Below are 24,006 nucleotides of genomic sequence, written 5' to 3' on the forward strand. Positions count from 1 at the left end.
CCGTTGGGCGACGAATGGCTGCTGTGTCCTCGGAAACCGTCGCCGACTTAGCGACTCGACGTTCGTCTGCTTCGGGTCGGGTTTTGTCAGCCCGCTCTTACAATTTATCGCCGGAAAGCGGCCAGTGGAATTCCGCTTCCCGGAAGCGGCCAGTCGGCAGTGCGTACTCACGACCCACTTCTGCCGTTCGAACCGAGCCATTTCAATGGCTGCTTCCAAGGGTCGAACGGTCGCCCGCGAGAACGCCACTGGCAGCGATCCTGGGGCCATCGCTCGACAGATCGCTACGGTTTCTCCAAAGGCGGTCCCTGGTCGTCGAGTGCCCTTGTTTCGAGCTCACCGTCAGCGACAGAAAGTCATAGTCATATATCGGGCGCTTATTTGTGGAGTGCAAGATTGAGGTCGAACGGCTCCGGCACGAAGAGCTGTGCGTCCATCGTTCTGGTAATGAACCCACCGCGCTCCGCAGAACTCGTCGAGATCGACCATATCACGCGACAGCGGCCTCACTCAACTTGCGGCCAAGGCGGCGAGGATCGACCAGGGTATCCAGGCCAACCTTCATCAGAACGCCGGCGCGCTTGGCCGCTGCGTCGCGTGCCATGTCGCACATGACACATGTCGCGCGCAACCTTTCTATTTCAGCCTGTCCTACGGGATGAGGTTAATGCGGCTAGCTGCAAGTCAACGACTCGTTTGCCGCCTCCTGAAGCTCCGCGAGCTGTGAGAGGCGCTTTCAGCAAGACCGATTTCAACCGTGAGCGGTCGGCGCAAGCTGCGCGATGTCGACGGGCCTACTCGACGAGCGGATGACACGCATCACAACCCATGCGAGGAGATAGGCCGAGACGCAGATGATCCACAGGCGTTCGATCATCGTTTCGCCCAGTTCAACGGCATCCGTATGCACTACGTCGACGAAGGGCAAGGTCCGCTGGTCATCCTGCTCCACGGCTTTCCTTATCTCTGGTACATGTGGCGCCGCCAGATTCCCGCCCTCGCCGCAGCTGGCTACCGGGTGGTTGTCCCTGATCAGCGTGGGTTCGGCCAGAGCGAAAGGCCGGACGCCATCGAGGCATACGACATCAGTCAGTCGGTCGGCGACATGGTTGGATTGATGAAAGTGCTGGGTGAGTCCAGTGCTGTGATCATCGGACACGACCTCGGCGCGTGGGTAGCGCAGGCTGCTGCCATGCTGAGACCGGATCTGTTTCGAGGCCTAGTCATGCTCAATACGCCCGTTCCACCGCGAGGCAGTGTCAAGCCCACCATCGCGTTGAACGAGATGGCGCGGGGTAAGGGCTATCACCACCTGTACTTCCAGGAACTCGGCACGCCGGATCGAGAGATGTCGAACGATACGCGCAAGACGTTGCGCAGCATCTTCTACTCCGTGTCAGGTAGTGCGGTAGGTGCCGAGCGCTGGCGCATATTCTTTGAGCCAGGGCAGCCCCTTCTCGATGCGTTCACGGACCCGAAGGATTTTCCGTCGTGGTTGAGCTCGCGGGCACTCGACTACTACGTCGATGAATACTCGCGCACCGGTTTCACCGGCGCCATTAATTATTACCGCTGTCGCGATCGCAATTGGGAGATCACCGCTTTTCTCGACGGCGCCGTGGTGCGCCAGCCGAGCATGTTCATTAGTGGCGCCGCGGACGCGTCCCTCGAACCCGCTCCTATCCGTGCTCTCTATGATCAACTTGAAGCGTATCTGCCCGGATTGCGGAAGAAGGTGCTCCTGCCTGGCGTCGGCCATAGTGCGGCGGAAGAGCGAGTTGATCAGGTTAACGAACTGCTTCTCGATTTCCTGCGGGGGCTGTCGGATTAAGCGATTAAGCGATGGGGCGCGCCGCAACTGTTTGATCGATCCGGTTCGGATTCCAATGGGGCACGGCCCGAACTGGCACGTGCGCCCGCCGGAACGCGTCTGACGGGCACCGCAGAAATCAGCAATCACGCGACTCACATCTTTGGCCAGCGAAGGTCCGCAGCATGGCTAGAGCCGACGTTTGAATGACCGTGCGGTCGGGGCGACCAACGACCGTTCCATGGCTGCCGACACTTGCCCTTCGTCCCGCACGCGTGCGCTACAGGGCCGCGGGCCGCGCGTCAGACTGTAGCCAACAAAGCCCCTGAGGAAAACCGCAAGATGACCACTCCATCTTTCACGCAGCACAAAGTTCGATTCGTCGGCGTGATGGTTCTGACGTGTAAACAACCTCTCGCCTCGCGCGGACCGTCAGGCCAAGCCATTTCCCGAACATCGATTGCAGCGTGCGGGTAAATAGCGGGTAAAAATCAACCATCTCACTCGGCGATGAGCCATTGAGCCCCGGCTCGCCTAGCTTTCCAAGATCCTGAGTTGGTTCTGAACAACAACTATGCAGCGAACGCAGTTTATGCAGCCGACGCCATCATCGCAGTGCTCTCTTTCTTTTCGCCGTAGTACCTTCCCCGGTCTTTCATTGACCATGTGCGGGCGGCGAGGTCAAACTCCTCCGGCCGCGCAAAACGCACCTCGTTCGTGCAGGTCGCCGTGCGGATCAACACATGCAACACGCGTACAGCAAGTCGCGGACGTCGTTCAAGCTCGCGGATAAATGCAGGCAAGTCCTCCTCGGAGTAGTGCCGTGTGATGGTTCACCTGCGAACGTTTCTTCGACCGCGGCAACACGAGTTGCAGATCATCGACGTATCGTGCCGGGTTGCTGCCGACGCGATGACCCAACACTAACCGAGGACAAAAGAACCATCTTTGTCAGCCGCGCTCTTTTCAGGCGCCGCTCATTATCAAATCTTGTTTTTGCATCGACTCTCGACCAATCTACCGCTTCTTAGTACTCGAATTCTCTGGCGGGAGCAGCTTGGCGACCGGGCGCGCATTGGCCCAGTTTTGAACTTCATGTGTAAGCCATCCTACCCTCCGGCCCGATAGCAATCGTGGTTCGGGGAACCGCTTCTCACGTACCAGTTGCTGTACGGTTGACTGGGACAGAGAAAGCGCCTGTGCTACTTCTTTCAAAGAGAGACAGATCTTCATTGCGACTTTACCTTCGTTCGCTTCCGTTGCTTCCTGACTGCATAGCCATAGCGTCAACACGATCGAACAGAGCATCGATGCAACGCTTCATCTTTACCGCTGATTTACATTGGAATTTAATGCGGGGCGTAAATTGTTGCAAACGCGTTCAGAGAAATGAATCCCCGATATGCCGATACGGACGCTATACGATGTCTTCCCGAAATTACCGCTGAATACCGCACGCTAGGCAACACTGAGTCAAAAATGCCTCTACGACGACTCCACGGCGTTGATCGTTCTTATTCGGGTTGGTCTGATGTGTGGCCACACCAAAGGCTGACGTTGAGGCCGCAAGCAGCGAGTACCACACAACGTGGCCGGGCGCCCTGCACACGTATCAACTTCAATCCCGGGTCTACGCGCCGTCTCGTCGCGATAACGCGCGGCTTCTAACACAGCATTAGGTTTCCTGCCAAACACCGGAAGACGGGTCGCATCAGTGCTATTTTTTCGGCGGATATGTAGCTGCAATATCTTCGAGGCGATGTGACAGTTGCGTGAGCCACTGACGCCGTTCTCTGTCGTAGGTATGTCGGTTATAGACGCCGATTATTCCAGGCAGAACATGACCAAGCACTGCCTCGGCGATTTCGTTCGGACAACCAAGCGCCGCAAGCAGCGTGCGTGTTGTCCGTCGAAGATCGTGGGCGGACCAATGAGTCACGGGCAACCGCGGACGATCATGGTTCGGTGCAATTTTGCAGTACGGCTGATGATAATAGACGCCGTGCTGGACCACGGTCTGATCCATCGCTTCCCCACGCGACGAAGGAAACAGTACCGTCCCTTTGGCCTGATCGAGGCGTCGCCGCACAATTACTTCGGCGCGGCCCACGAGCGGCACGCGCAGATCCGTTGCTTTCTCGTTATGAAGCCCCTTCGTCTTTCGTTTGGGAATCGTCCACCAAAGACCATCGCTTTCGTCGGCGATCTCGGTGCTCTCCATAGCGACAATCTCACCCCCCCTCGTGCCAGTCCAGAGGTAGAGCGTCAATGCATCAGCGACGGTCAAGCTGAAATTCGGCAGCCAGCGAATCAATGTGCCAAGTTCATCAACCGAAAGCACCCTTTTCTGTGTTCCGGTATATTGGCCCTCGACCTTGCGCCCTTTGCTCTTCAGTCGCCCTCTCAGAACTTCCTTCCACCAGTTAGCGGTGTTTTCAGGAAGACGACCGGCATCTAGCGCGTAGTGCCAGGCGCCGCCAAGCTCCATACGAAGGCGAGCTGCGAGCATCGGCGTCGACCGGTATGATTCCAGCAGATCGAAAGCTTGGGCGCGCGTTATGGAAGCCGCACGCATATCCGCGATAGGACCTAACATTGCTTTGAATATGCGTGCGACCTCGACTGCACCTTTCGTCTTTCGATTGACTTCTACATAACCTTGCAGATAATCGCGGCACAGCTGTCTGACGCTGTAAGTGTCCGGAGATGGACGAGTAGTCCCTGTTTCCGGCTTTCGTCGCAGTGCCGAAAGCTCGGCGCCCGAATCCCTTTCGACGCGGCTCTTCTCCCACGCAGCGATAGCTCCAGCAAACGACATTGCTGGCCATTCACCGAGCTTCACTTGCCGCATGCGGCTATCGACTGGTGACTTATAGCGATACGTCCACGATTTCCGGCTCGTAGAAGCTTGCAAGCGCAGCCCGGGAAATCCCTCAAAGGTCATGTGAGCGCCGCTCGGCAGCTTGGCTGCGGCACGTGCATCGAAGCGCATTCTTCCCTCGGCGTAGGTTTTTCTACGGGAAGAATATCCGGCGTAGGTTCCGCTGACAACGCCGAAAAAACCTACGCCGAGATCACGAGTTCAGACGTATGGAGACAAGCGTCGTTGTGCCGACCGGACGGTCAACGTCGACAGTTTCCATTTTATTTTCAATCACTTGCGGATTATTTTAGCTCTCTCTGGAAGACGACAGACAGATCGGGAATTCTCACTATTCGTTTTCTTCGAAATAATGCCCGAACTTCACCTGCTTGGTGCGGATGTAGCGTTCGTTCTCCTCGCGCATCGGAATGGCGAGCGCAACACGTTCGCAGACGGGAATGCCGTGCTTCGACAGCGAGTCGAACTTTTTGGGGTTGTTGCTCATCAGGCGCACGGACGTCACCTTCAGCAGGCGCAGAATGGCCGCCGCCGAATCGTATTCGCGCGAATCGTCGGGCAAGCCGAGATCGAGGTTCGCCTCGACGGTATCGCGCCCCTGCTCCTGCAGCGCGTACGCGCGGATCTTGTTCGACAGGCCAATGCCGCGCCCTTCGTGACCTCGCAGATACAGCAGTACGCCGCACCCTTCCGCCGCGATGTAGCGCAGCGCGAGATCGAGCTGCTCGCCGCAATCGCAACGGTATGAGCCGAGCACGTCACCCGTCAGACACTCCGAATGCAGGCGCGTCAGCACCGACTGCTGACTCTCGACATCGCCCATGACGAGCGCGAAATGCTCGGCTCCCGAGTCGTTCACACGAAACACGTAGGACTTGAAGGTGCCGTAGCGGGTGGGAAGCATGGCGGTCGCGTCGAGCGTAACGCATTCGGCGGTGATTGCGCCGTCAGCTTGCGACGGATCGTGAGACATGGGCATGGCGTTAACGGAAATGCGGACATGAACCCGTGAACTACCGGGGATAAAGTACAGAAGCGGAGTTTACCGCTAAACGCCTGATTGTACCTGGCAGCCGCTTCGCATTGGTGCATATGGGCAATGCAGTGCATCCCGCGCATGCAACGCGCCGCCGCGGCGCATGCAATGCGTCCCTGCGCATGACATGCGTGCCACTCCACACGAAACCAGGCGAAGCGAGCGTCGCCGTCGCTCTCCTCCCCGCCTATACTTGACTTGCGCCTGATCTGCGCTTGACGTGCCTCTCCCTTACCCCAGCGCGCCGCGACCGGGCGTGCTGCACCGCAAACGGAGCCGCTCCATGACTAGCGTTGCACAAGTCCTCAAATCGAAGCCGACTCAAGAGGTTTACACGATCGAAGCCACCGATTCCGTCTACAACGCCATCAAGCTGATGGCCGACAAACAGATCGGCGCGCTGATCGTCAAGGAAAACGGGGCGATTGCGGGGATCGTCACCGAACGCGACTACGCGCGCAAGATCGTGCTGATGGACCGTTCGTCGAAGACGACACCCGTGCGCGACATCATGAGCAGCGCCGTGCGCTTCGTACGCCCGGAGCAGACCACGGACGAATGCATGGCGCTGATGACGGAACGCCGCATGCGTCACTTGCCCGTCATGGAGAACGATCGGCTGATCGGCATGGTGTCGATCGGCGACCTCGTGAAGAACATCATCGCCGAACAGCAATTCACGATTCAGCAGCTCGAACACTACATTCACGGCGCATGAGGACCCGATAGCGGCTGCGCACCCGAATCGCCCTCCCGCAAGCCAACAAAAAAAGCCCAATCCGCGAGGTTGGGCTAAGCCACCTTGCGGGCGGCGGAGGTTCATGCTTTCGTACGCGGCGGCGCGGGGAGCGTTTACCGTCCTCGCCGCGCCGCCGTCAGAATGTCCGTCATATGCGCCTCATGCCTGCGCCGAAGCTGCACATGCCCGGGCCGTGCACACCGCGGCCCGGTTTATCAGGTTGCGTGAAGCGTCGATTAATGACCGAAGTACACGTCTTGCGCCGGGTTCAGGCTCTTCGCGCCCGCTTGCGACGAACCGTTGGTTGACGAGCCGTACCCCGTGTCGGCGACGGGAGCTTGCGCCACTGCACCGTTCTGAGCCGAGACACGCGATTCCGCAGCCTGGATGTCGGCGGGATAGGTCGAGTCGACGGCCGTCGCCGGGTTGTAGCCGGCCTTTTCCAGCTGGACGAGTTCTGCGCGGACTTGAGCACGGGTCACGGGCTGGTTCGACTGGGCGAACGACACGGCGGGAACGGCGAGCACAGCAGCAAGAGCAACAGCCTTGATCAGCGATTTCATGGTAACTACCTCCAGACGTTGTTTTGTCAGGCGCTTCAACCATCTGTTCGTGAAGCGAGTGAAGCCAGTTTAGCCATCGGCCAACCAAGGGAAAACCCCTATTCCGGAGATACTTAATTGCACCGTTTGCAAAAGTCACTGTGACCGGCAAGCGTTCACCAATATGCGCGGCAGCGGGGCGTAATAATGTCAGAAGGCATTGCGCCGCCTGGACGAAAGCCGGGCCCGCGTTACCCGGGCCGCGGCGCCTCGCCCGTCAGCAGCTTGCGGGGCCCACTGACGAATGGGCTGCCCGGCACGTAAAAGCGCAGCAGCCGATGCGTTTCGCGCGCAATGCCGATGCGCGTCGTGACGGCGAACGGCGGCGGCGTGCGCGCGCGACCTGCGGCGCCGAGCCACAACCCGCGGCCGGTGCATAGATCGGCGCCGTCGAAACCGGGTCCGACGCCCAGCGCAAGCGCGAGCCGGCCGGGACCGCGCGTGAGATCGCCCGGCGTCGTGCCGGGCCGGCGCGCCTGCATCCATTCCATGCCGGCCACGGGTTCCAGCGCGCGGATCAGCACGGCAGCGCCCGTCCCTTCGGGCTCGCTGACCACGTTGATCACGTGGTAGATACCGTATGTGAGACGCACATAGGCGTGCCCGTGCTCGAGGAACATCGAGCCGTTGCAGGCTCGCCGCCCTGGATACGCATGATTCGTCGAATCGCCGACAGGATAGGCCTCCGTCTCGACGATCCGCCCCGCTACCCGTCCTTCGGGCAGATCGTGGACCAGGTATTTACCCAGTAAGAAGCGTGCAAGGTCAACCGTATCGACGGGTAGATCGTTGCGATGTAGAGGAACGAGGGAAAGCATCGTGTTCGCCATGCGATGATGTGCCGCAAGTGCACTGCCGGGCCGCTTGCAACATGATGGCGCGCCGTGCGATTCCATGCACGGCGCACGGCGGATCGCGCAAACGGTGTCGATCCGTTGTAGCAATGCCGCATCCCGGCCACCCTTAGTCTTCATCATGGAACCAATTGAGGTATCGTTACTGTCCAGCCAGCCGCATCGGTGATTCAGCTCTGCCCGTTCTCTCGGCAAACCGCCCGGTGCGTGAACAACCGCAGCCGTTCTCATCCCCGAAGTAAAGAAGTGGTAGTGCAGAAGTGGTAGTGCACCGTCGCAAATCATGACAACAGGAGAAAGTGAATGAAGGCGATCCAGGCAATGAAGATGGCAGGCGCAGCACTCGTGGTTCTCGCATCGGTCAACGCCTATGCTCAGGCAAGCGATGCCGACATGACGGCTCAGCCGAGCGCCAAGCAGACCGCCAAGGCAGCCAAGTCGGCTGACCGCGCGCTCGCCAAGAAGGTGCGCGGCGCATTGGCGAAGTCGAAGGACATCAGCGTCTCCAACATCACGGTTCGCGCAAAGGGCGGCGCAGTGACGCTGCAGGGCTCTGTGCCGGAGCAGCCGCAAGTCGACAAGGCGACGCAGGTTGCCCAAGGCGTCCAGGGCGTGACATCCGTGAAGAACGCACTGACGATCCGCCCGGTCGGCCAGTAAGTTCGACGCAGCGGCCTTTGCGTCCGCATGTGGACGCGATAGTCGGACAACGCACCGCTCCTCGTCGTGAGGAGCGGTGTTTTTCTTTGTGATGCGTTTTTTTGCGCTGTCGTCACACCGCCCGCCTGTCCGGCTGGTTTAATCTCATTGCCAGGCATGCGGCCCGTCGACGATGCACCGGCGTCCCCTCATGAACCGTCTCACGAACAACAGCAAACGGACTGAACACATGGCATCGACATCGCCCGTATTGCCCCGCTGGACGATCGCAGCGCCCATCATCGCGTGGCTTGTGCTCGGCGCCGCCTACGCGTTGCCCGGCAACGGCCTGTTGACGGCGCTGGCGGCACTCGCGCTGGCGGGTTCCGTGTTCGCGGGCGTGCACCATGCGGAAGTGGTCGCGCACCGCGTCGGCGAGCCGTTCGGCACGCTCGTACTGGCCGTCGCCGTGACGGTGATCGAAGTGGCGCTGATCGTCTCGGTGATGCTGTCGGCGGGGCCCGAAAAAGCGGGCCTTGCACGCGATACCGTGTTTGCCGCCGTGATGATCGTATGCAACGGCATCGTCGGAATCTGCCTGCTGGTGGGCGGTTTGCGCCATCGTGAGCAGGACTTCCAGATTCGCGGCGCCAGCGCGGCGCTGGCCGTGCTCGCGTCGTTGTCCGTATTGACGATGGTGATGCCCAACTACACGAGTGTCGCGCTCGGCCCCGCGCTCAGCGATACGCAGCTTGCGTTTGCGGGTGTCTCGTCACTGGTGCTGTATGGCGTGTTCGTGTTCGTGCAGACCGTGCGTCACCGCGATTACTTTCTCGCCGACGCTTCCCACGGCGCCGGCGAAGACGCGCACGCCCAGCCGCCCGGCACGCGTGTCGCGCTGACCAGCGCCGCGTTGCTCGTGGTGAGTCTCGTCGCCGTCGTGCTGCTCGCGAAGGTGCTGTCGCCCGTCGTCGAACGCGCGGTGCTGGAAGCAGGCGCGCCCGCTGCCGTGGTCGGCATCGTGATCGCGGCGCTCGTGCTGCTGCCCGAAGGACTCGCCGCGGTGCGGGCGGCGCGCGCCGACCGCTTGCAGACCAGTCTCAATCTCGCGCTGGGCTCGGCGCTGGCGAGTATCGGCCTGACAATTCCGACCGTCGCGCTGGTGTTCATCTGGACAGGCCGCCCGCTCGTGCTCGGCATCGACGGCAAGGACACCGTGCTGCTCACGTTGACGCTGCTGATCAGCACGCTCACGCTCGGCACGGGCCGCACGACGATTCTGCAAGGCGCCGTGCACCTGTCGCTGTTCGCCGCCTATCTGTTTCTGTCGTTCGCGCCGTGAAACCGCCAAACCGTTTTACGCCGCACGAAGCGAACCGCTCACTGCGCCCAATGCGCGTCGATCCAGTCGCGAAACAGATTGACCTTCTGCTGATGCGCAACGCTGTCCGGATACACGAAGTAGTAACGGGCGCCCGTCGTCAGCACGGCATCGAACGGACGCACGAGCCGTTGCGCCGCGACGTCTTCTTCGATCAGCGCGAGATCGCTGATCGCTATGCCGAAGCCCTGTAGGGCCGCGTTCGTCGCGAGATCGAGCGTATCGAAGCTTGGGCCCAGGTTCGCATCGATATTGCGCGCTTCCACGTGGTCGAGCCACATCTTCCAGTCGCGATGATCACGCGTCGGATGCAGCAGCGTGTGCCGTGCAAGATCGGCCGTCTTCGCGAGCGGCTTGCTCTGCAACAGCTGTGGCGCGCAGACGGGCGTGAGGCGCTCCTCGAAGAGCGGCACGGCCTGCACGTCCGCGCCCGCCGACGTGCCATAGACGATCGCGGCATCGAACGGTTCGACCTGGAAATCGACGTCATGCTGCCACGTCGTCGTGATTTGCACGTGCAGGTCCGGATAGTCGGCCTGAAACTGCATGATTTTCGGCAGCATCCATCGCATCACGCAGGTCGGGACTTTCAGCGCGAGGTCGGTGCGCTGGCGCGTGAGGCGCAGCGATATCTCTTCGATGCGCGCGAAGCTCTCCTTCACGGCCGGCAGCAGCAGTTCACCTTCCGCCGTCAGCGTCAGGCCTTTCGCGTGCCGCCTGAAGAGCGGGAACTGATAGTAGTCCTCGAGCGCGAGAATCTGCCGACTCACGGCACCTTGCGTGAGACACAGATGCTCGGCCGCACGCGTAAAGCTGCGATGGCGTGCGACGGTCTCAAAGATCTGCAAGGCATTCAGTGGCGGGAGTCGTCGCATGGTGGTCGTCGTATCAGGAAAATTCATCGCGCGTGCATGCTTTGATGCAGTGCGTGCACACAACAATGCTCAAGCATACGCGATCCAAAATTCTTCACCTGTGTGAGCCATGCGCAGCGCTCATGCGCGACACCCACCGGGAGAACCCCTGGGGCATGAGCGCCATGCATGGCTTCCATGCGCAGATTTCGATTGTTCGAGGTTTTTGGCAAACCTAGAGTGGCCTCACCGCAGTTCCAACATTCACGAAGGAAGCCCCCATGATTACCGCCGCATTGTCCCGCCGCCGCTTCACCCGTGCCTTCGCCGCGCTTGCCTTTGCGGGCGCCGCGCTGGCCTCGTTCGCTCCGCTCGCGCACGCGGACGCGCTCGATACGATCACGAAGGCGGGCGTCGTGCGCGTCGGCGTGTTCATGGACTATCCGCCGTTCGGCTCGATCGGCCCGGACATGAAGCCGCAAGGCTATGACATCGAGGTCGCGAACCTGATCGGCAAGTCGCTCGGCGTCAAGGTCGAACTGGTGGCGGTCACGGGCGACAACCGCATGGCGTATCTTGCCGACCACAAGGCGGACATGTTGCTGTCCGTGGGCCAGACACCCGAGCGCGAGAAGGTAATCGACTTCTCGCAGCCTTACGCGCCTTACTACCTTGCCGTGTTCGGTCCGAAATCGCTGAAGGTGAAGGACGCGAACGATCTGGCGGGCAAGAGCATATCGGTGGCGCGCGGCACGCTGGAAGATCTGAGCGTCACGAAGATCGCGCCGCCGTCGGCGAACATCAAACGTTTCGACGATCCGAATGGCGCTATTTCGGCGTTTCTTTCTGGTCAGGTACAGTTGATGGTCGTTGGCAACGATGTGGGCGCGACCATCCTCGCGCGCCATCCTGCCAACGACCCCGAGCAGAAGTTCTCGCTGTTCAGTTCGCCCGATCATGTCGGGCTGAACAAGAACGAGCCGCGTCTGTTGAAGAAAGTCGACGACACCATCGCGCGCGCCCGCAAGGACGGCACGATGAACGCGATTTCGCAGAAGTGGCTGCGCGCGCCGCTGCCGGAGACCCTTTGAGTCTTTCCTTTCGATCAGCCGATGTCACGATGAGCCGCATACGATGAGTTATACGTTCGATTTCAGCAGTTTCGACTTGTATGCGGGGATGCTCGTGCGTGGCGTCGGCGTGACGCTCGGGCTGACGGCCATATCGACCGTGCTCGGCGGGCTCGTCGGCATGGCGGGCGCAGTGGTGGCCGCGTCAGGGCCGAAGTGGGCGCGGTGGCTGATCGCCGGTTATGTCGAGGCGATCCGCAACACGCCGTTTCTGGTGCAACTGTTCTTCGTGTTCTTTGGGTTGCCCAGCCTGGGCATACACATCGACGAGATCCAGGCCGCGATACTCGCGATGACGGTCAATCTCGGCGCGTATGCGATCGAAATCGTGCGGGCGGGCATCGACTCGATTCCGCGCGGCCAGGTGCAGGCCGCGCAAGCGCTCGGACTGCAGGGACGCCAGGTGTTTCGGCACGTCGTGTTGCCGCAGGCGATTGCCAACGTATTCCCGGCGCTGTTGAGCCAGGTGCTGATCGTGATGCTCGGCTCGGCCGTCGTGTCGCAGATCTCGGTGCCCGATCTGACGTATGCGGCGAACTATATTCAGTCGCGCAACTTCCGTTCGTTCGAAGCGTACGTGATCATCACGGCGACGTATCTGGCGTTGTCGATCGTGTTGCGGCAGCTGTTGAACCGGCTGGGCAAGGGACTTTTCGCAGGCCGCGCGGCGCGTTCTACCGATGCGTCGCCGCGTCGTGTTTTCTCATTGCGCGGCGCGCGTGCTGCATCGACGACGGAGCGCTCGTCATGATCGAATTCACGCTTTGGGACATTGCGCGTAATCTGCTGCTCGCAGCACGCTGGACGGTGTTGCTGTCGTTGATTGCGTTTGTCGGCGGTGGCGTCGTGGGTTTGCTGTTGCTCGCGATGCGCGTTTCGCCTTTCCCCTGGCTGCGGCGCATCGTCGTGTTGTATGTGGAGTTGTTTCAGGGCACGCCGTTGCTGATGCAGCTTTTTCTTGCGTTTTTTGGTTTGCCGTTGATGGGTGTCGATGTATCGCCCTGGGTTGCGGCCACTGTCACCTTGACGCTTTATACGAGTGCGTATCTCGTCGATATCTGGCGAGGCTGCGTTGAAGCCGTGCCGCGCGGGCAATGGGCGGCGGGCGCGAGTCTCGGCATGACGTTTGCACAGCAGTTGCGATATGTCGTGTGGCCGCAGGCCTTGAAGATTGCTGTCGCGCCCACGGTTGGCTTTCTCGTGCAGGTGGTCAAGAGCACGGCCTTGACTTCGATCATCGGGTTCACCGAACTCACCAAGACGGGCACCATGATTACGAATGCTGCCTTTCGGCCGTTTCCTATCTATGGGATGGTTGCTGTTCTGTACTTTGCGATGTGCTTTCCACTAACCTGGTGGGCGCGGCTTTTGGAGCGGAAGCAGAAGGCTACGCAGCAACGCTGACGGTTCCTTCTGCGACGCAGTCGCCATTCTGGTTTTTGGTTTTGTTTTTCGCTGGCGTCCGCGTTTTGTTTCCGGTTTGCATGTGTTGCCCCTGTGCGGGGCGGCACTCACTTTCTTCAGCGACTCGTCTGCGCCGTCCAGGTAGCAAACTGTGTGTAGGTGGTCGCACCGCATGCGTTGCCGATCCTACGACACCGTTCCCGCTTTCAGTCCGGAGTGGTGCACTTCCATCGCGACGGCCTACACACAGTTTGCCACCTGGGCGGCCTTGGACGTCCGGTAAGGCGATACGTGAAGCGGGAATGTGAAGCGGGTGAGGCGTCAGTTAGCACGCTGGCAACGCACTTGAAACAGCGCGTTGCCGCGAGCAGGACGGGGACGTTGGGGGCCCGTGGGTCAACGTCAAGACGCTCGGTGTGAGCGGCTTTCTTTTGCCTACTTTTCTTTGCCGCAGCAAAGAAAAGTAGGTGCCGCCCCGCACAGGGGCAACACCAGCAAACCAGAAGCAAAACGCGGACGCCAGCGCATAAAAGGCAAAGCCGCGCCGCAGGTCAACGTCGAAGGCAAAAACTACCTGGACGCCTGGGTGGCCTTCCGGACCTTGGCGACATCAGATGCGCCAACAGAAGCCGCACCATTCCTCCACCCACCCCGAACAAACGTAAGCACATCAGCGATCTGCTGATCGTTCAACACATCGGCGTACCTGGGCATAGGATACGGCGCGGGAACGCCACCAATCACAAGATCTTCAGTCCCATTCAAGGTCACATTGATCAACGAGCTCGCATCCTTCTCAAGCACATTGGGATTCCCGGCAAGCGGCGCAAGCATAGGCGCGAACCCGCGCCCATCCGCCCCATGACAGTGCATGCAATACGCCGTATAAACCCGTGCCCCCGCATCGTTCGCGGGCCGTGTCAACGACACCTTCGTCGTCGCCGCGTCATACACATAGGCAGGCCCGCCCGAACCGCCCGCTGCCGGCAACGACTTCAGATACCGCGACATCGCAGCTACGTCGCCATCCGTCATTGCCTGCGTACTGTTGTTGATCACGCTCGTCATCGCGCCGAATGCCGACGCATGCTGGTTCGCGCCCGTCTTCAGAAACTGCGCGACATCGGCTTCCGACCAGCGGCCCAGACCGACGTTGTGCTCGCCTGTCAGGTTCGACGCAAACCAGTTGTCGAGCAAACCGCCCGTCAAATACGCACTGCCACTCTCGTCGAGCGCCTTCTCCTGGAACGCGACCCCGCGCGGTGTATGACACGAGCCGCAGTGGCCGAGCCCCTGAATCAGATACGCGCCGCGATTCCAGGCGACGTCCTTTCCCGGCTTGTCGCGATACACGCCCTTGTCGAGGAACACCATGTTCCAGACCTTCAGCGGCCAACGCATGTTGAGCGGCCACTTGATGTCCGGCTCGCGGTTCGCCTGCTTCACGGGCGTCACGCCATTCATGAAATACGCGTAGAGCGCATGCATGTCGTCGTCGTCAATCTTCGCGTACGACGGATACGGCATCGCCGGATACAGGTTGTGGCCGTCCTTCGCCACGCCTTCGCGCATCGCACGCTTGAAGTCGTCCTCGCTGTACTGCCCGATGCCCGTCTGCTGATCCGGCGTGATGTTGGTCGAATAGATCGCGCCCATCGGCGTCATCATCGGCAAGCCGCCCGCGAACGGCTTGCCGCGCGGCGCGGAGTGACACGCGATACAGTCCCCCGCCTTCGACAGATATTCGCCACGTTTGACGAGCGCATCGTCGGCGGCATTCGCGAGTACAGGCAGCGCAAGCGCCGCGCTCAAGGCCAAAGCCTTCAATGTGGTTTTCATCGCCGGCCCCCTCATGCGCTCATCAACTGATTGCCGACGGGCAACTGCCGCAGGCGCTTGCCCGTCGCCGCATAGATCGCATTGGCGACGGCGGGAATGGCAGCCGCTGTTCCCGGCTCGCCGATGCCGCCCGGCGCCTCGCTGCTCTTCACGATATGCACCTCGATGGGCGGCGTTTCGTGGATGCGCAATATCCGGTAGTCGGTGAAGTTGCTCTGCTGCACGCGGCCACGGTCGATCGTGATTTCGCCATACAGCGCCGCCGTGATCGCGAAGATAATGCCGCCCTGGATCTGCGCATCGACCGTATTCGGATTGACGACCATGCCGCAATCGACAGCGCACACCACACGGCTCACACGCACCTCGCCCTGCTCGACGCTCACGTCGGCGACCATCGAAAAAAAGCTGCCGAACGCATGCATCACGGATACGCCGCGCCCCTGCCCCTTCGGCACCGCGCGGCCCCAACCGGCCGCCTGCGTCGCAACGTTCAGCACGTTCAGCGCGCGCGGCGACTTGCCGAGCAGATCTTGCCGATACTTGACGGGGTCGATCTGGGCCTGCGCCGCGAGTTCGTCGATGAAGCTCTCGACGACCCACGTGCCGCGCGTCGGTCCGACGCCGCGCCAGAATGCCGTCGGTATGTCGCGCGGTTCCTGACGCACGTAATCGACCAGTTGGTTCGGCAGGTCATAGGGCAGATCGGCGGCCACTTCGACGGCATCGGGATCGACGCCGTTCTTCACGGCGGGCGGCGCAAACCGGGCGAGAATCGACGAGCCGACGATCCGATGCTGCCACGCAATCGGCTTGCCATTCGCGTCGAGTCCCGCGGAAATCCTGTCGTAGTATGCCGGGCGATACATGTCGTGCTGGATGTCTTCTTCGCGCGTCCACACCACTTTCACAGGCACGTTCAGCGCTTTGGCCACTTTCACCGCCTGCGTGACCATGTCGAATTCGAGTCGCCGGCCAAAGCCGCCGCCGAGCAGGAAGTTGTGCACGACGATCTTGTCGGCGGGCAGGCCCGTCACTTTCGCGCCCGCATCGCGCGCGCGCGTCGGCACTTGCGTGCCCACCCAGATCTCACAGCTGTCGGGCTTCACATGCACCGTGCAGTTGACAGGCTCCATCGTCGCGTGCGCGAGAAACGGCTGCTGATAGACAGCATCGACGCGCGTCTTCGCCTGCGAAAACGCGTTGTTCACGTCGCCGTCCTTGCGCGCGACAGCGCCATTGCCTTGCGACGCCGCCTTCGACAGATCGTCGAAAATCGTTTTGGTCGACACCGACGCGCCCGCGCCTTCGTTCCACGTGACCTTCAACGCAGCTGCACCGCGTTTCGCGGCCCACGTGTGGTCGCCAATCACGGCCACGCCGTTGTCGAACTTCACGATCTGCCGCACGCCGGGGATTGTCTTCGCGGCCGTATCGTCGACGCCTGCAAGTGTGCCGCCGAACACCGGGCAGTTGACGATGGCCGCATAGACCATGTCGGGCAGACGCACGTCGAGGCCGAACATCGCGCTGCCGTCCACCTTTTCCGGCGAATCGAGACGCTTCGCCTGCGTGCCGATGAGCTTGAAATCCTTCGGATTCTTGAGCGGTACATTCTGCGGCACGGGCAGCTTCACAGCCGCTTCGACGAGTTGCCCATACGCGATGCTGCGTTTGGTCCCGGCATGAATCACCTGGCCACGCTCGGCATGGCACGACGCAGGCTCGACCTGCCATTGCTGCGCAGCCGCGCTGATAAGCAGCATGCGTGCCGTCGCGCCCGCGCGGCGCATCGGCTCCCATGCGAAGCGAATCGATGTCGAACCGCCCGTCAGCTGGCCGCCGAGCAGCGGGTCCGTAAACAGTTTTTCGTCGGGCGGCGCGTGATCGACGGTCACACTGTCGAGGGGCACTTCGAGGTCTTCCGCGATCAGCATCGGGATCGATGTGTACACGCCCTGTCCCATCTCGACCTTCGGGATGATCAGCGTGACCTTGCCCGCCGTGTCGATCTGCACGAATGCGTTCGGCGCGAACACGCCGCTTTGCGGCGTCTCCACGCCGTCGCCGCCTATCACCGACTTGCGTACGTCGCCCTGGCTTTGCGCAGGGACGCTGAAACCGAGCAGCAATCCACCGCCCGCCACCGCGGCGACGCTGGCGCTGAACTTGAGAAACGTGCGGCGCGAGACGGCCGCGTGACCGTCATCGCGCGGCTTGCCGTTTTGCGCATCGAGCAATCCTTGCGACATCTCACGCCTCCTTTGCCGCCTGCTTCACGGCAGCGCGGATGCGGTTGTATGTGCCGCAGCGGCAGATGTTGCCCGCCATCGCCGCGTCGATGTCGGCGTCGCTCGGATTCGGGTTCTGCGCGAGCAGCGACGCCGCCTGCATCACCTGCCCCGACTGGCAGTAGCCGCATTGCACGACGTCGATCTGACGCCACGCTGCTTGCACCTTCTTGCCGGCAGGCGTATCGCCGACGGCTTCGATCGTCGTGATCTTCTTGTCGCCAACGGCCGCGATGGGCAGCACGCACGAGCGCACGGCGACGCCATCCAGATGCACGGTGCATGCGCCGCACTGCGCGATGCCGCAGCCAAACTTCGTTCCCGTTAGACCGACGATATCGCGCAGCACCCAGAGCACGGGCATGTCGGGCGGCGCGTCGATAGTGTGCGAGTGGCCGTTGATGTTCAGCGTTGCCATGAGCGTTTCCATAAGTGGGTTTCTTCTATCCGCCGGCGTCGAACAAAAACCGGTCGACAACCGCTCTTTGTTGGACGTGGCGTGCTAATCATGCGAAGCCGACGAGCGCATACGCACCGCTTGCACACGTTGCGCATGCAGCGGTATATCGGTCCGCCGATTGTAGAGGCACGTTAAAAAACGTGCGTGCAAGGTGTCTTGCGCGGGTCAGACGCTGATGGGAGCACAGGCGCGTCCAATGCGGAAGAAACGAAGCAGCGCAGCCCTTGCGCTGCTTCGTCGGAGAACAGGCCTTATTCGTTCACGGGCAGATAGTACGAACGCACAGGCGACGGCGGGAACGTGCTCGAGCCCGACTGCTTTGTGAACGCATAGCGCACGTAAACGGCAGCGACGAACTCGCGATACTGATACGCGTTGCCGAACGATGCAGCCGCGCCCACAGCGAGTTGCGGCGCGAGCTGATATTCGCCGACGGCATCGATCGAATACGACACACCCGTCTTGCTCTGGCTGGGATAGACAGCACCCGGGTCCGGCACGTTCGAAGCCGACGCCGCCTTGCTCTGATACGTGCTGTTGGTCGGGAAGTAATCGGACTCGTCCTGACGATAATGCTGCACGCCGATCGACGCTTTCAGGTCATAGGTGAACGGCCCGTTGCGCCCGGTGTATTCGATGGGCAGATTCAGGATCGCATACTGCTGCGGGCTGAAATAGCCGCCCTGCCCGAACGTGAAGTACGACAGGTTCTTGTCGTAGTGCATCAGCGTCGTGTTGACGCCGACCGTCAGCGTCTGATCCGTGTCTTTGACGAGTCGTGTATAGACACCGCCGCCGCCCTTCACCGCATTGTTCGAGGCGACGTTGTGGCCCATCAGATAGGCCCACGACGCGTTCACGTAAAGGCCGTTCGTGCCGTCGTCCCAGCCGGCATCGCCGCGCAAACCGTTCGACGTCACGCCGCCCCATTGCAGATTCATCGCCGAATCGTGTGCACCTGCATACGACAGCAAACTGTCCGTCACCCCTCGGCGTCCCGCCGTCAGCTTGTATGACACCTTGTCGGTGATATTGCCGCGATATTGCACGCCGCCCACGATGTTCTGCTCGCGAAAGCCCCACGGCGTAGCACCGACGTCGGCCTTCAGGCCGCGCCACTCATAGCCGACATCCGCGCCCACGCCGCTGGCCGTCTGCGAGCCGGGCAGCACTGTGCTGGTGCCGAACGCCTGCGACGAGCCGAAGCGCGCCAGCGTGTTGGTGTTGTTGCTCGCCGTGCCCGCATCGAGCGTCACGGGCGTGACCTCGACGATCACATGGCCGTCGCCCGCACGAATGCGGCCTTGCACCGGCGCTTCGATGTCGGTCAGATTCGACAGGCCGTTCTCGCCGTCGCGGTTGCGAAACACGATGCCGCCGCTCACCGTGCTGGTCTGCTCGCGATTGATCTGCGCGAGCTCTTCTTCGACGGTCAGCGGCTGCGGCTGCGCAGGCTGCCGATACTGCCGGTTCTGTTCGTCCTGCAACTGCGCGTTGCGCGCCGGATAGGGCGCGGGCGGTTGCGGAATGTACGGCACCAGGCCGTAGCCCTGATTCGTGTAGTTCTGCGGATACGCCTGTTGCGGATAGGCCTGTTGCTGATACGGTTGGGGCTGATAGCCCTGCTGGGGATACGCCTGTTGTGCATACGCGCGCTGCTGTGGATACGGCTGCTGCGCGTAAGCGGGCTGCTGCGGATACGGCGGCGGGTAAGCCTGCTGCTGCGGGTACGGTTGCGCATAGCCCTGCTGCTGCGCAGATGCCGCGCTGCTGTTCGTCGCGCGGGCATTCTTCGCCGCGCGCTTCTTCGACGCCGACGTCGGTTGCTGATTCATCCCCTGCGTCGCCTGCGCCTGTGCGGCGGCCTGCGCCTGCGGCGACATCGGCCAGGGCGTGCTCACTGCGGCATCGTTCGGTTGCACGTACACCGGTTGCTGATACGCCTGCTGCGGATACGGCTGCTGGTAACTCTGCGGCTGCGCGTACCCTTGCCCCGGATACGCCTGCCCCGGCGCGAGCCCGCCGCCCGACTGCGACGAGCCGTACTGATCGGGACCATAGCCGTCGACATCCGGCGCCTCCCGTCCATTCGATGCCGCTTGCGGCGCGAGCACGCCGAGCGAATCGATTTGCGAAGCCGGTTGCGTTTGCGGCGCGATGTAAGGCGCCGGCTGCGTCGGCGGAGTATAGGCAGGCATGGGCATCAGATACGGTTGGGTGTTCTGCGCAGGAAACGGCACACTGTTCGACGCATCCGCCGACGTCCGGTTCGCAAACGGGTTCGTGCCCGGCAGCGGAATCGGACCTCTTGGCGGCAGCGGCACGTCCCAGCCGCTCGGCACGGGCGTTCCGTTCACACCTGCCGGCTGCGTCCCCTGACGCGCGAGCGGCGCGTTCTGCGCAATCAGCGCGCGCTGGAAATACTGCGCGGCCAGACTGTTCCTGCCTTGCGCGCGATACATGCGGCCCATTGCGGCAAGCGCATCGGCATTGTTCGGCGCGATGCGCAACGCGTGCCGCAAGCTCGACTCGGCGAAATCGAATTTGCGGATCTGCGTCGCCGCGCCCGCCGCGTTCAGCAGCAGGCCAAGGTCGTTTGGATTCTGCGCGAGCGCCAGGCGATAGGTGGCGAGTGCGTTCGCGTTGTCGTTGTTCGCGGTGTACAGGCGCGCGAGCGCCGCAAGAATGTCGGGATCGTTCGGGCGGGCCGCGAGCCAGGGCGACAGCACGTCGAATGCGCTCGCCAGATCGTTGGCCTGACGCAGCGCGTCCGTGCGGCGCACAACGATAGCCACGTTGATCTTCTCGAAGTCGCTGCGCTGCTGCCCCGTCAGTTGCATCGACGCGAGGCGCCGCATCACTTCGCCCAGTTCGGCATCCTGGCCGGCGTTCAGCAGAATGCCGGCGTCGGTGAGCAGCAGTCCCGCGTCGTTCGGCGAACGTGCGACGGCACCGCGCACCATCATCAGCGCACGCGCCGTGTCGCCCGTATTCACATACGCCGACGCGATCGCGCCGATCAGCTCGGCATGGTTGCCCGCGACGGGTTCCGCGTTGTTCAGCACCCCGCGCGCCTGTGCGACGCGTCCGCTCTTCGCGAGCGCTACGGCTTCGTCGCACTGTTGATGCACCCACAGCCGGTGTTGCAGCAACGCCATCGCGTCGGTGCGCTTGTTCACGGGAATGCGTTCGAGTTGCGACAGACCGTAGCGCCAGTCCTGCATGTCCGCGGCCAGCAAGGCGCTCGCGTAGAACGCGTCGGGCATGTCCGGATGCAGCGCGATCAGCCCGTCCATGATGCTCTTCGCGTTTGCATACGCGCCCTGCTTCGCGTAGATGCGCGCGAGATCCAGACGCAGCCACGGATCGTCAGGATTGCTGAGCAGCGCATCTTCGAACAGGCTGCGTGCATTGCCGAGATCGCCGCGCGCTTCGGCCGCGCGCGCCTGTGCTGCCTGCGCTTCGCCACGCAGACGGTCCGCGCCGCCAACCTTCTTGCGCTGCGCTTCCGTCAACTGGTTCGCGAAGCTGAGCGCATCGTCGCCGCGTCCTTGCGCGGCGAGCGCGCCGACGAGCCCGCGGATCGCATCGGGATTATCGGCCTGGCGGCGCAGCGCCATCCGGAACGCCGCTTCCGCGCCGCGCGGGTCGCCACTTTGCATCAGCAGATCTCCGAGCGCTGTTTGCGCGGTGACATCGCCGGGACTGACAGCAATCGCTTTTTCGAACAATGCCTTCGCGTGCGCCAGATTGCCGTTGCTCTGTTCGCCGAGGCCTTCGCTCGTGTACATCCAGTAGGTCGCGCTGTTGAGCGCCTCGCGCCAGCGCGCCGCGCCGCCCTGCTGCGACGCGCGCAGCAGATACTCGCGCGCCTGCGCGAACTGCTCCTGCTTGAGCAACGCAACGCCCATGCCGCCGAGCGCGTCGCCGTCGTTCGGAGAACTTGCAAGTACCGACGAGAAGCGCGCCTTCGCCGTCACGAGGTCGCCGCGATCGAGCGCCGCGAAGCCTTCGGCGACGGTGCGGCCGCGTGCGTCTGCACCGGCGTTCTGCTGCGCGCGCTCGCTCGCGCGGCGGTCCTGTTCCGAGATCGAATCGGCGCGGGCCTTGACGGCGGCGTCGTCGGGCGCGACGGACAAATATGCCTGAAACAGCGGCGCATCCGATGCGCGCACGCCGAGCCATAGCAGCGCCTGGCGCCACGCCGCTTTCGCCTGCGCGCCGACGATGGAATCTTTCGACAACTGCGCAAGCTGCTCGATGCCCTCACGCCGGTTCGCTTCGCGATACGTCAGATGCCGTGCATACGCGAGCGCGAAACGCGGATCGTCGCGATGCTCGCGCGCGAGCTGTTCGAGCCCGCGACGCGCCTCTTCCCAGCCCTGCGGTGAGGAACCGAGCGCCTGATAGTACTCGAGCGCGAGCTGCGGATTGGCCGGCTTCGTGCCCAGCGCCTGCCGGTAAGCCTGGGCCGCCGACGCCTGCTGACCGGACTGCGCGAGACGCCGCGCGTCGTTGACGGCCTGATCGGTCGGACTCGACTGACCGAGGCGCCGCGCGAGTTCGTCCATGTTCGGGTAGTTCGGCGCGGCCTGGCGAAGCCGCGCGAGGTATTGCTGCGCGCCCGCGCCGTCCTTGCGGTCGGACATCACGATGCCCATGCCGTACAGCGCGTCGGGCTGCTTCGGATCGATGCGCAGCACCTTCAGCCACGCTTGCTCGGCGAGGTCGCCGCGCTGATGAGCCTGCCAGTACTTGCCCTGATCGATCAGCACGTTCATCGGGTCGTTCGGCTGCCCCTGCGCGAATGCCGACGCCGCCGCGCCCGCGCCGAGCGTGAGCGCGATGCCGATTACAAGCGCGCGTTGGCGGATTGGCATGTATTCTCCCAACGCGGCACGAGACGGCCATTTTCATCGAAGCGGTAGCGGCCGTCTGCGGACGCTGTACCGAAGAGCATCAACACCTCGTCGTAATAGACAGGCTGGTTTCGAGCGGCTTGCGCAGCGCCCGGCGCGGGCGTCGCGAGCGACGCCAGATGCGTTTGCGCGAGGCCCGCCGCACGCGTGTCGCCGAGCGCGCGGAAATACGGCAGGAGCGCGCCCCAGAAACCAATGGGGCCTTCTCCCGCCGCATTGCCCGTGGTCGTCGCGACTTTCTCGGGCGGCACGCCCGTCTGCGCAATCCGGTCGCGCATGCCATGCAGCGCGGCGAGCCAGGGCTTCGCGAGGGGATCGGCGGACGCGGCGAGGCCCGCCCACAGATACACGCGAATCGCGTCATAGCTGCCGGCATCGCCCGTTTGCGGGTCGACGACGAACTGGCCATCGCGGTATGCGGCCCAGTCCGGCGCGAAGCCGAGCGGTGCCGTCGTCTTGACGAGCTTGAACGCGTTGTCCGCGATGCGCGACCACGGCCCGTTCGGCGACTGCGCGGCGAGCGCGCGGATCAGCGGCAACGGCAGATAGCTCGGATTCAGACGCGTCGTCGCGCCGTTGCGAAAGCCTTGCGAACCGGGCAGCAGCATGGGACCGAGGCCGCGCAAATCGGCGACTTCCTGCTTTTCGACCTGCGTAACGAGCGCATACGCGAGCTGGGTATAGGCAGGCTCGCGCCAGAGGCGTCCCGCTTCGAACAGATCGTAGGCGATCCACAGGTCCGAGTCCGCCGCCGAGTTCGGATCGATCACGCCATACGCGCCGTCCGGCTTCTTGCCCCACTGCCACGCGGGCAGCTTCACGTCGCCGCCGTCGAAGCGTCCCGCCGACAGGTTCGCCCGCGTCCAGCGCAACAGTCGCTCGAAGGTCGCGCGGTCGTTGGCGACGAGAGCGAAGAACATGCCGTAGGACTGGCCTTCGGACGTGGTCTGCTGCGTCGGCGTCGAAAAATCGACGACGCGTCCGTCCTGCTGCACGAAGCGCGACACGAACGCGCGATAGGCGGGCCAGTCGTCGCAGGTGGCGGCCTGCGCATGGCCCGTCATGCTCGCGACAAGGCTGCCAACGAGACCCGCGCATACGAGCGGCCGGGCAAGCGGCGCGCGCAATCTGAACCGCCATGAGGAGAAGATAAACGCCTCCCGCATA

18 protein-coding genes are annotated in these 24,006 nt (G+C 62.5%); 7 read left to right on the plus strand and 11 right to left on the minus strand.

From position 1 onward, the window contains the following. The first annotated feature begins 757 nt into the window (after positions 1-757). The gene (locus tag BPHY_RS16440; protein ID WP_244257639.1) at positions 758-1,831 is read left to right on the plus strand and encodes an alpha/beta fold hydrolase; all 1,074 of its coding nucleotides are present in this window, start codon (positions 758-760) and stop codon (positions 1,829-1,831) included. Between the two features lie 996 nt (positions 1,832-2,827). On the opposite strand, the gene BPHY_RS39545 is transcribed toward BPHY_RS16440, so the two are convergent. The 3 genes from BPHY_RS39545 to ribA all read right to left on the minus strand — a co-directional run bounded on the left by BPHY_RS39545 (position 2,828) and on the right by ribA (position 5,670). Beyond that, positions 2,828-3,118, minus strand: a complete 291-nt coding sequence (locus tag BPHY_RS39545; protein ID WP_012402569.1) for a helix-turn-helix transcriptional regulator — start codon at positions 3,116-3,118, stop codon at positions 2,828-2,830. Positions 3,119-3,527: 409 nt separating this feature from the next. Continuing rightward, a complete protein-coding gene (locus BPHY_RS16445; RefSeq protein WP_012402570.1) occupies positions 3,528-4,802 on the minus strand; it encodes a tyrosine-type recombinase/integrase in 1,275 nt (424 codons plus the stop codon). A 220-nt stretch (positions 4,803-5,022) separates the two neighbouring features. Then, complete coding sequence (gene ribA / locus BPHY_RS16450) at positions 5,023-5,670, minus strand: GTP cyclohydrolase II (RefSeq protein WP_012402571.1); 648 nt, start codon at positions 5,668-5,670, stop codon at positions 5,023-5,025. A 340-nt stretch (positions 5,671-6,010) separates the two neighbouring features. On the opposite strand from ribA, the gene BPHY_RS16455 reads away from it, so the two are divergent. Further along, positions 6,011-6,445, plus strand: a complete 435-nt coding sequence (locus tag BPHY_RS16455; RefSeq protein WP_012402572.1) for a CBS domain-containing protein — start codon at positions 6,011-6,013, stop codon at positions 6,443-6,445. Between the two features lie 257 nt (positions 6,446-6,702). On the opposite strand, the gene BPHY_RS16460 is transcribed toward BPHY_RS16455, so the two are convergent. Continuing rightward, complete coding sequence (locus BPHY_RS16460; RefSeq protein ID WP_012402573.1) at positions 6,703-7,029, minus strand: DUF4148 domain-containing protein; 327 nt, start codon at positions 7,027-7,029, stop codon at positions 6,703-6,705. Positions 7,030-7,259: 230 nt separating this feature from the next. Beyond that, positions 7,260-7,898, minus strand: coding sequence for a DNA-3-methyladenine glycosylase (locus tag BPHY_RS16465; protein WP_012402574.1), 639 nt, complete (start codon positions 7,896-7,898; stop codon positions 7,260-7,262). Positions 7,899-8,225: 327 nt separating this feature from the next. On the opposite strand from BPHY_RS16465, the gene BPHY_RS16470 reads away from it, so the two are divergent. Then, entirely contained in the window at positions 8,226-8,582 is a 357-nt protein-coding gene (locus BPHY_RS16470) for a BON domain-containing protein (protein WP_012402575.1), read from the plus strand. A 229-nt stretch (positions 8,583-8,811) separates the two neighbouring features. Next, positions 8,812-9,903, plus strand: a complete 1,092-nt coding sequence (locus BPHY_RS16475) for a calcium:proton antiporter (protein ID WP_041764907.1) — start codon at positions 8,812-8,814, stop codon at positions 9,901-9,903. A gap of 38 nt (positions 9,904-9,941) precedes the next feature. Here the strand turns inward: BPHY_RS16475 and BPHY_RS16480 are convergent, their stop codons facing one another. Further along, entirely contained in the window at positions 9,942-10,817 is an 876-nt protein-coding gene (locus BPHY_RS16480; RefSeq protein ID WP_041764909.1) for a LysR substrate-binding domain-containing protein, read from the minus strand. A 260-nt stretch (positions 10,818-11,077) separates the two neighbouring features. On the opposite strand from BPHY_RS16480, the gene BPHY_RS16485 reads away from it, so the two are divergent. The 3 genes from BPHY_RS16485 to BPHY_RS16495 are packed head-to-tail and all read left to right on the plus strand — an operon-like array spanning position 11,078 to position 13,330. Then, positions 11,078-11,887 carry a transporter substrate-binding domain-containing protein gene (locus tag BPHY_RS16485; RefSeq protein WP_012402578.1) on the plus strand — a complete coding sequence of 270 codons (810 nt, stop codon included), beginning with the start codon at positions 11,078-11,080 and terminating at the stop codon, positions 11,885-11,887. Positions 11,888-11,930: 43 nt separating this feature from the next. Next, positions 11,931-12,677, plus strand: a complete 747-nt coding sequence (locus tag BPHY_RS16490; RefSeq protein ID WP_012402579.1) for an amino acid ABC transporter permease — start codon at positions 11,931-11,933, stop codon at positions 12,675-12,677. Then, on the plus strand, positions 12,674-13,330 hold the full coding sequence (locus BPHY_RS16495) for an amino acid ABC transporter permease (RefSeq protein WP_012402580.1): 657 nt from the start codon (positions 12,674-12,676) through the stop codon (positions 13,328-13,330). Before BPHY_RS16490 ends, BPHY_RS16495 begins: the two co-directional genes overlap by 4 nt. Before the next feature lie 570 nt (positions 13,331-13,900). Here BPHY_RS16495 and BPHY_RS16500 read toward each other — a convergent pair. From BPHY_RS16500 to bcsZ, 5 genes are all read right to left on the minus strand, one after another. Then, positions 13,901-15,169 (minus strand): cytochrome c, encoded by a 1,269-nt coding sequence (locus BPHY_RS16500; protein ID WP_012402581.1) that lies wholly within the window; start codon positions 15,167-15,169, stop codon positions 13,901-13,903. An 11-nt stretch (positions 15,170-15,180) separates the two neighbouring features. Next, entirely contained in the window at positions 15,181-17,421 is a 2,241-nt protein-coding gene (locus BPHY_RS16505) for a xanthine dehydrogenase family protein molybdopterin-binding subunit (RefSeq protein ID WP_012402582.1), read from the minus strand. A gap of 1 nt (position 17,422) precedes the next feature. Beyond that, the gene (locus BPHY_RS16510; protein ID WP_012402583.1) at positions 17,423-17,878 is read right to left on the minus strand and encodes a (2Fe-2S)-binding protein; all 456 of its coding nucleotides are present in this window, start codon (positions 17,876-17,878) and stop codon (positions 17,423-17,425) included. A 293-nt stretch (positions 17,879-18,171) separates the two neighbouring features. After that, a complete protein-coding gene (locus BPHY_RS16515) occupies positions 18,172-22,800 on the minus strand; it encodes a cellulose synthase subunit BcsC-related outer membrane protein (RefSeq protein WP_012402584.1) in 4,629 nt (1,542 codons plus the stop codon). Continuing rightward, positions 22,773-24,005 (minus strand): cellulose synthase complex periplasmic endoglucanase BcsZ, encoded by a 1,233-nt coding sequence (gene bcsZ, locus BPHY_RS16520; RefSeq protein ID WP_012402585.1) that lies wholly within the window; start codon positions 24,003-24,005, stop codon positions 22,773-22,775. The genes BPHY_RS16515 and bcsZ overlap by 28 nt, the downstream gene beginning before the upstream one ends. Position 24,006: the final 1 nt, after the last annotated feature.

The sequence above is a fragment of the Paraburkholderia phymatum STM815 genome (genome assembly GCF_000020045.1).
Classification (GTDB): domain Bacteria; phylum Pseudomonadota; class Gammaproteobacteria; order Burkholderiales; family Burkholderiaceae; genus Paraburkholderia; species Paraburkholderia phymatum.

What these genes read in the sequence shown, in the direction of transcription:
- BPHY_RS16455 (WP_012402572.1), top strand. Translation starts at nt 6,011, where the DNA reads ATGACTAGCGTTGCACAAGTCCTCAAATCGAAGCCGACTCAAGAGGTT.
- BPHY_RS16490 (WP_012402579.1), top strand. Translation starts at nt 11,931, where the DNA reads ATGAGTTATACGTTCGATTTCAGCAGTTTCGACTTGTATGCGGGGATG.
- BPHY_RS16480 (WP_041764909.1), bottom strand. Translation starts at nt 10,817, where the DNA reads ATGCGACGACTCCCGCCACTGAATGCCTTGCAGATCTTTGAGACCGTC.
- BPHY_RS16495 (WP_012402580.1), top strand. Translation starts at nt 12,674, where the DNA reads ATGATCGAATTCACGCTTTGGGACATTGCGCGTAATCTGCTGCTCGCA.
- BPHY_RS16445 (WP_012402570.1), bottom strand. Translation starts at nt 4,802, where the DNA reads ATGCGCTTCGATGCACGTGCCGCAGCCAAGCTGCCGAGCGGCGCTCAC.
- BPHY_RS16510 (WP_012402583.1), bottom strand. Translation starts at nt 17,878, where the DNA reads ATGGCAACGCTGAACATCAACGGCCACTCGCACACTATCGACGCGCCG.
- BPHY_RS16475 (WP_041764907.1), top strand. Translation starts at nt 8,812, where the DNA reads ATGGCATCGACATCGCCCGTATTGCCCCGCTGGACGATCGCAGCGCCC.
- BPHY_RS16505 (WP_012402582.1), bottom strand. Translation starts at nt 17,421, where the DNA reads ATGTCGCAAGGATTGCTCGATGCGCAAAACGGCAAGCCGCGCGATGAC.
- BPHY_RS16500 (WP_012402581.1), bottom strand. Translation starts at nt 15,169, where the DNA reads ATGAAAACCACATTGAAGGCTTTGGCCTTGAGCGCGGCGCTTGCGCTG.
- ribA (WP_012402571.1), bottom strand. Translation starts at nt 5,670, where the DNA reads ATGCCCATGTCTCACGATCCGTCGCAAGCTGACGGCGCAATCACCGCC.
- bcsZ (WP_012402585.1), bottom strand. Translation starts at nt 24,005, where the DNA reads ATGCGGGAGGCGTTTATCTTCTCCTCATGGCGGTTCAGATTGCGCGCG.
- BPHY_RS16460 (WP_012402573.1), bottom strand. Translation starts at nt 7,029, where the DNA reads ATGAAATCGCTGATCAAGGCTGTTGCTCTTGCTGCTGTGCTCGCCGTT.
- BPHY_RS16485 (WP_012402578.1), top strand. Translation starts at nt 11,078, where the DNA reads ATGATTACCGCCGCATTGTCCCGCCGCCGCTTCACCCGTGCCTTCGCC.
- BPHY_RS16515 (WP_012402584.1), bottom strand. Translation starts at nt 22,800, where the DNA reads ATGCCAATCCGCCAACGCGCGCTTGTAATCGGCATCGCGCTCACGCTC.
- BPHY_RS16465 (WP_012402574.1), bottom strand. Translation starts at nt 7,898, where the DNA reads ATGGCGAACACGATGCTTTCCCTCGTTCCTCTACATCGCAACGATCTA.
- BPHY_RS39545 (WP_012402569.1), bottom strand. Translation starts at nt 3,118, where the DNA reads ATGCTCTGTTCGATCGTGTTGACGCTATGGCTATGCAGTCAGGAAGCA.
- BPHY_RS16470 (WP_012402575.1), top strand. Translation starts at nt 8,226, where the DNA reads ATGAAGGCGATCCAGGCAATGAAGATGGCAGGCGCAGCACTCGTGGTT.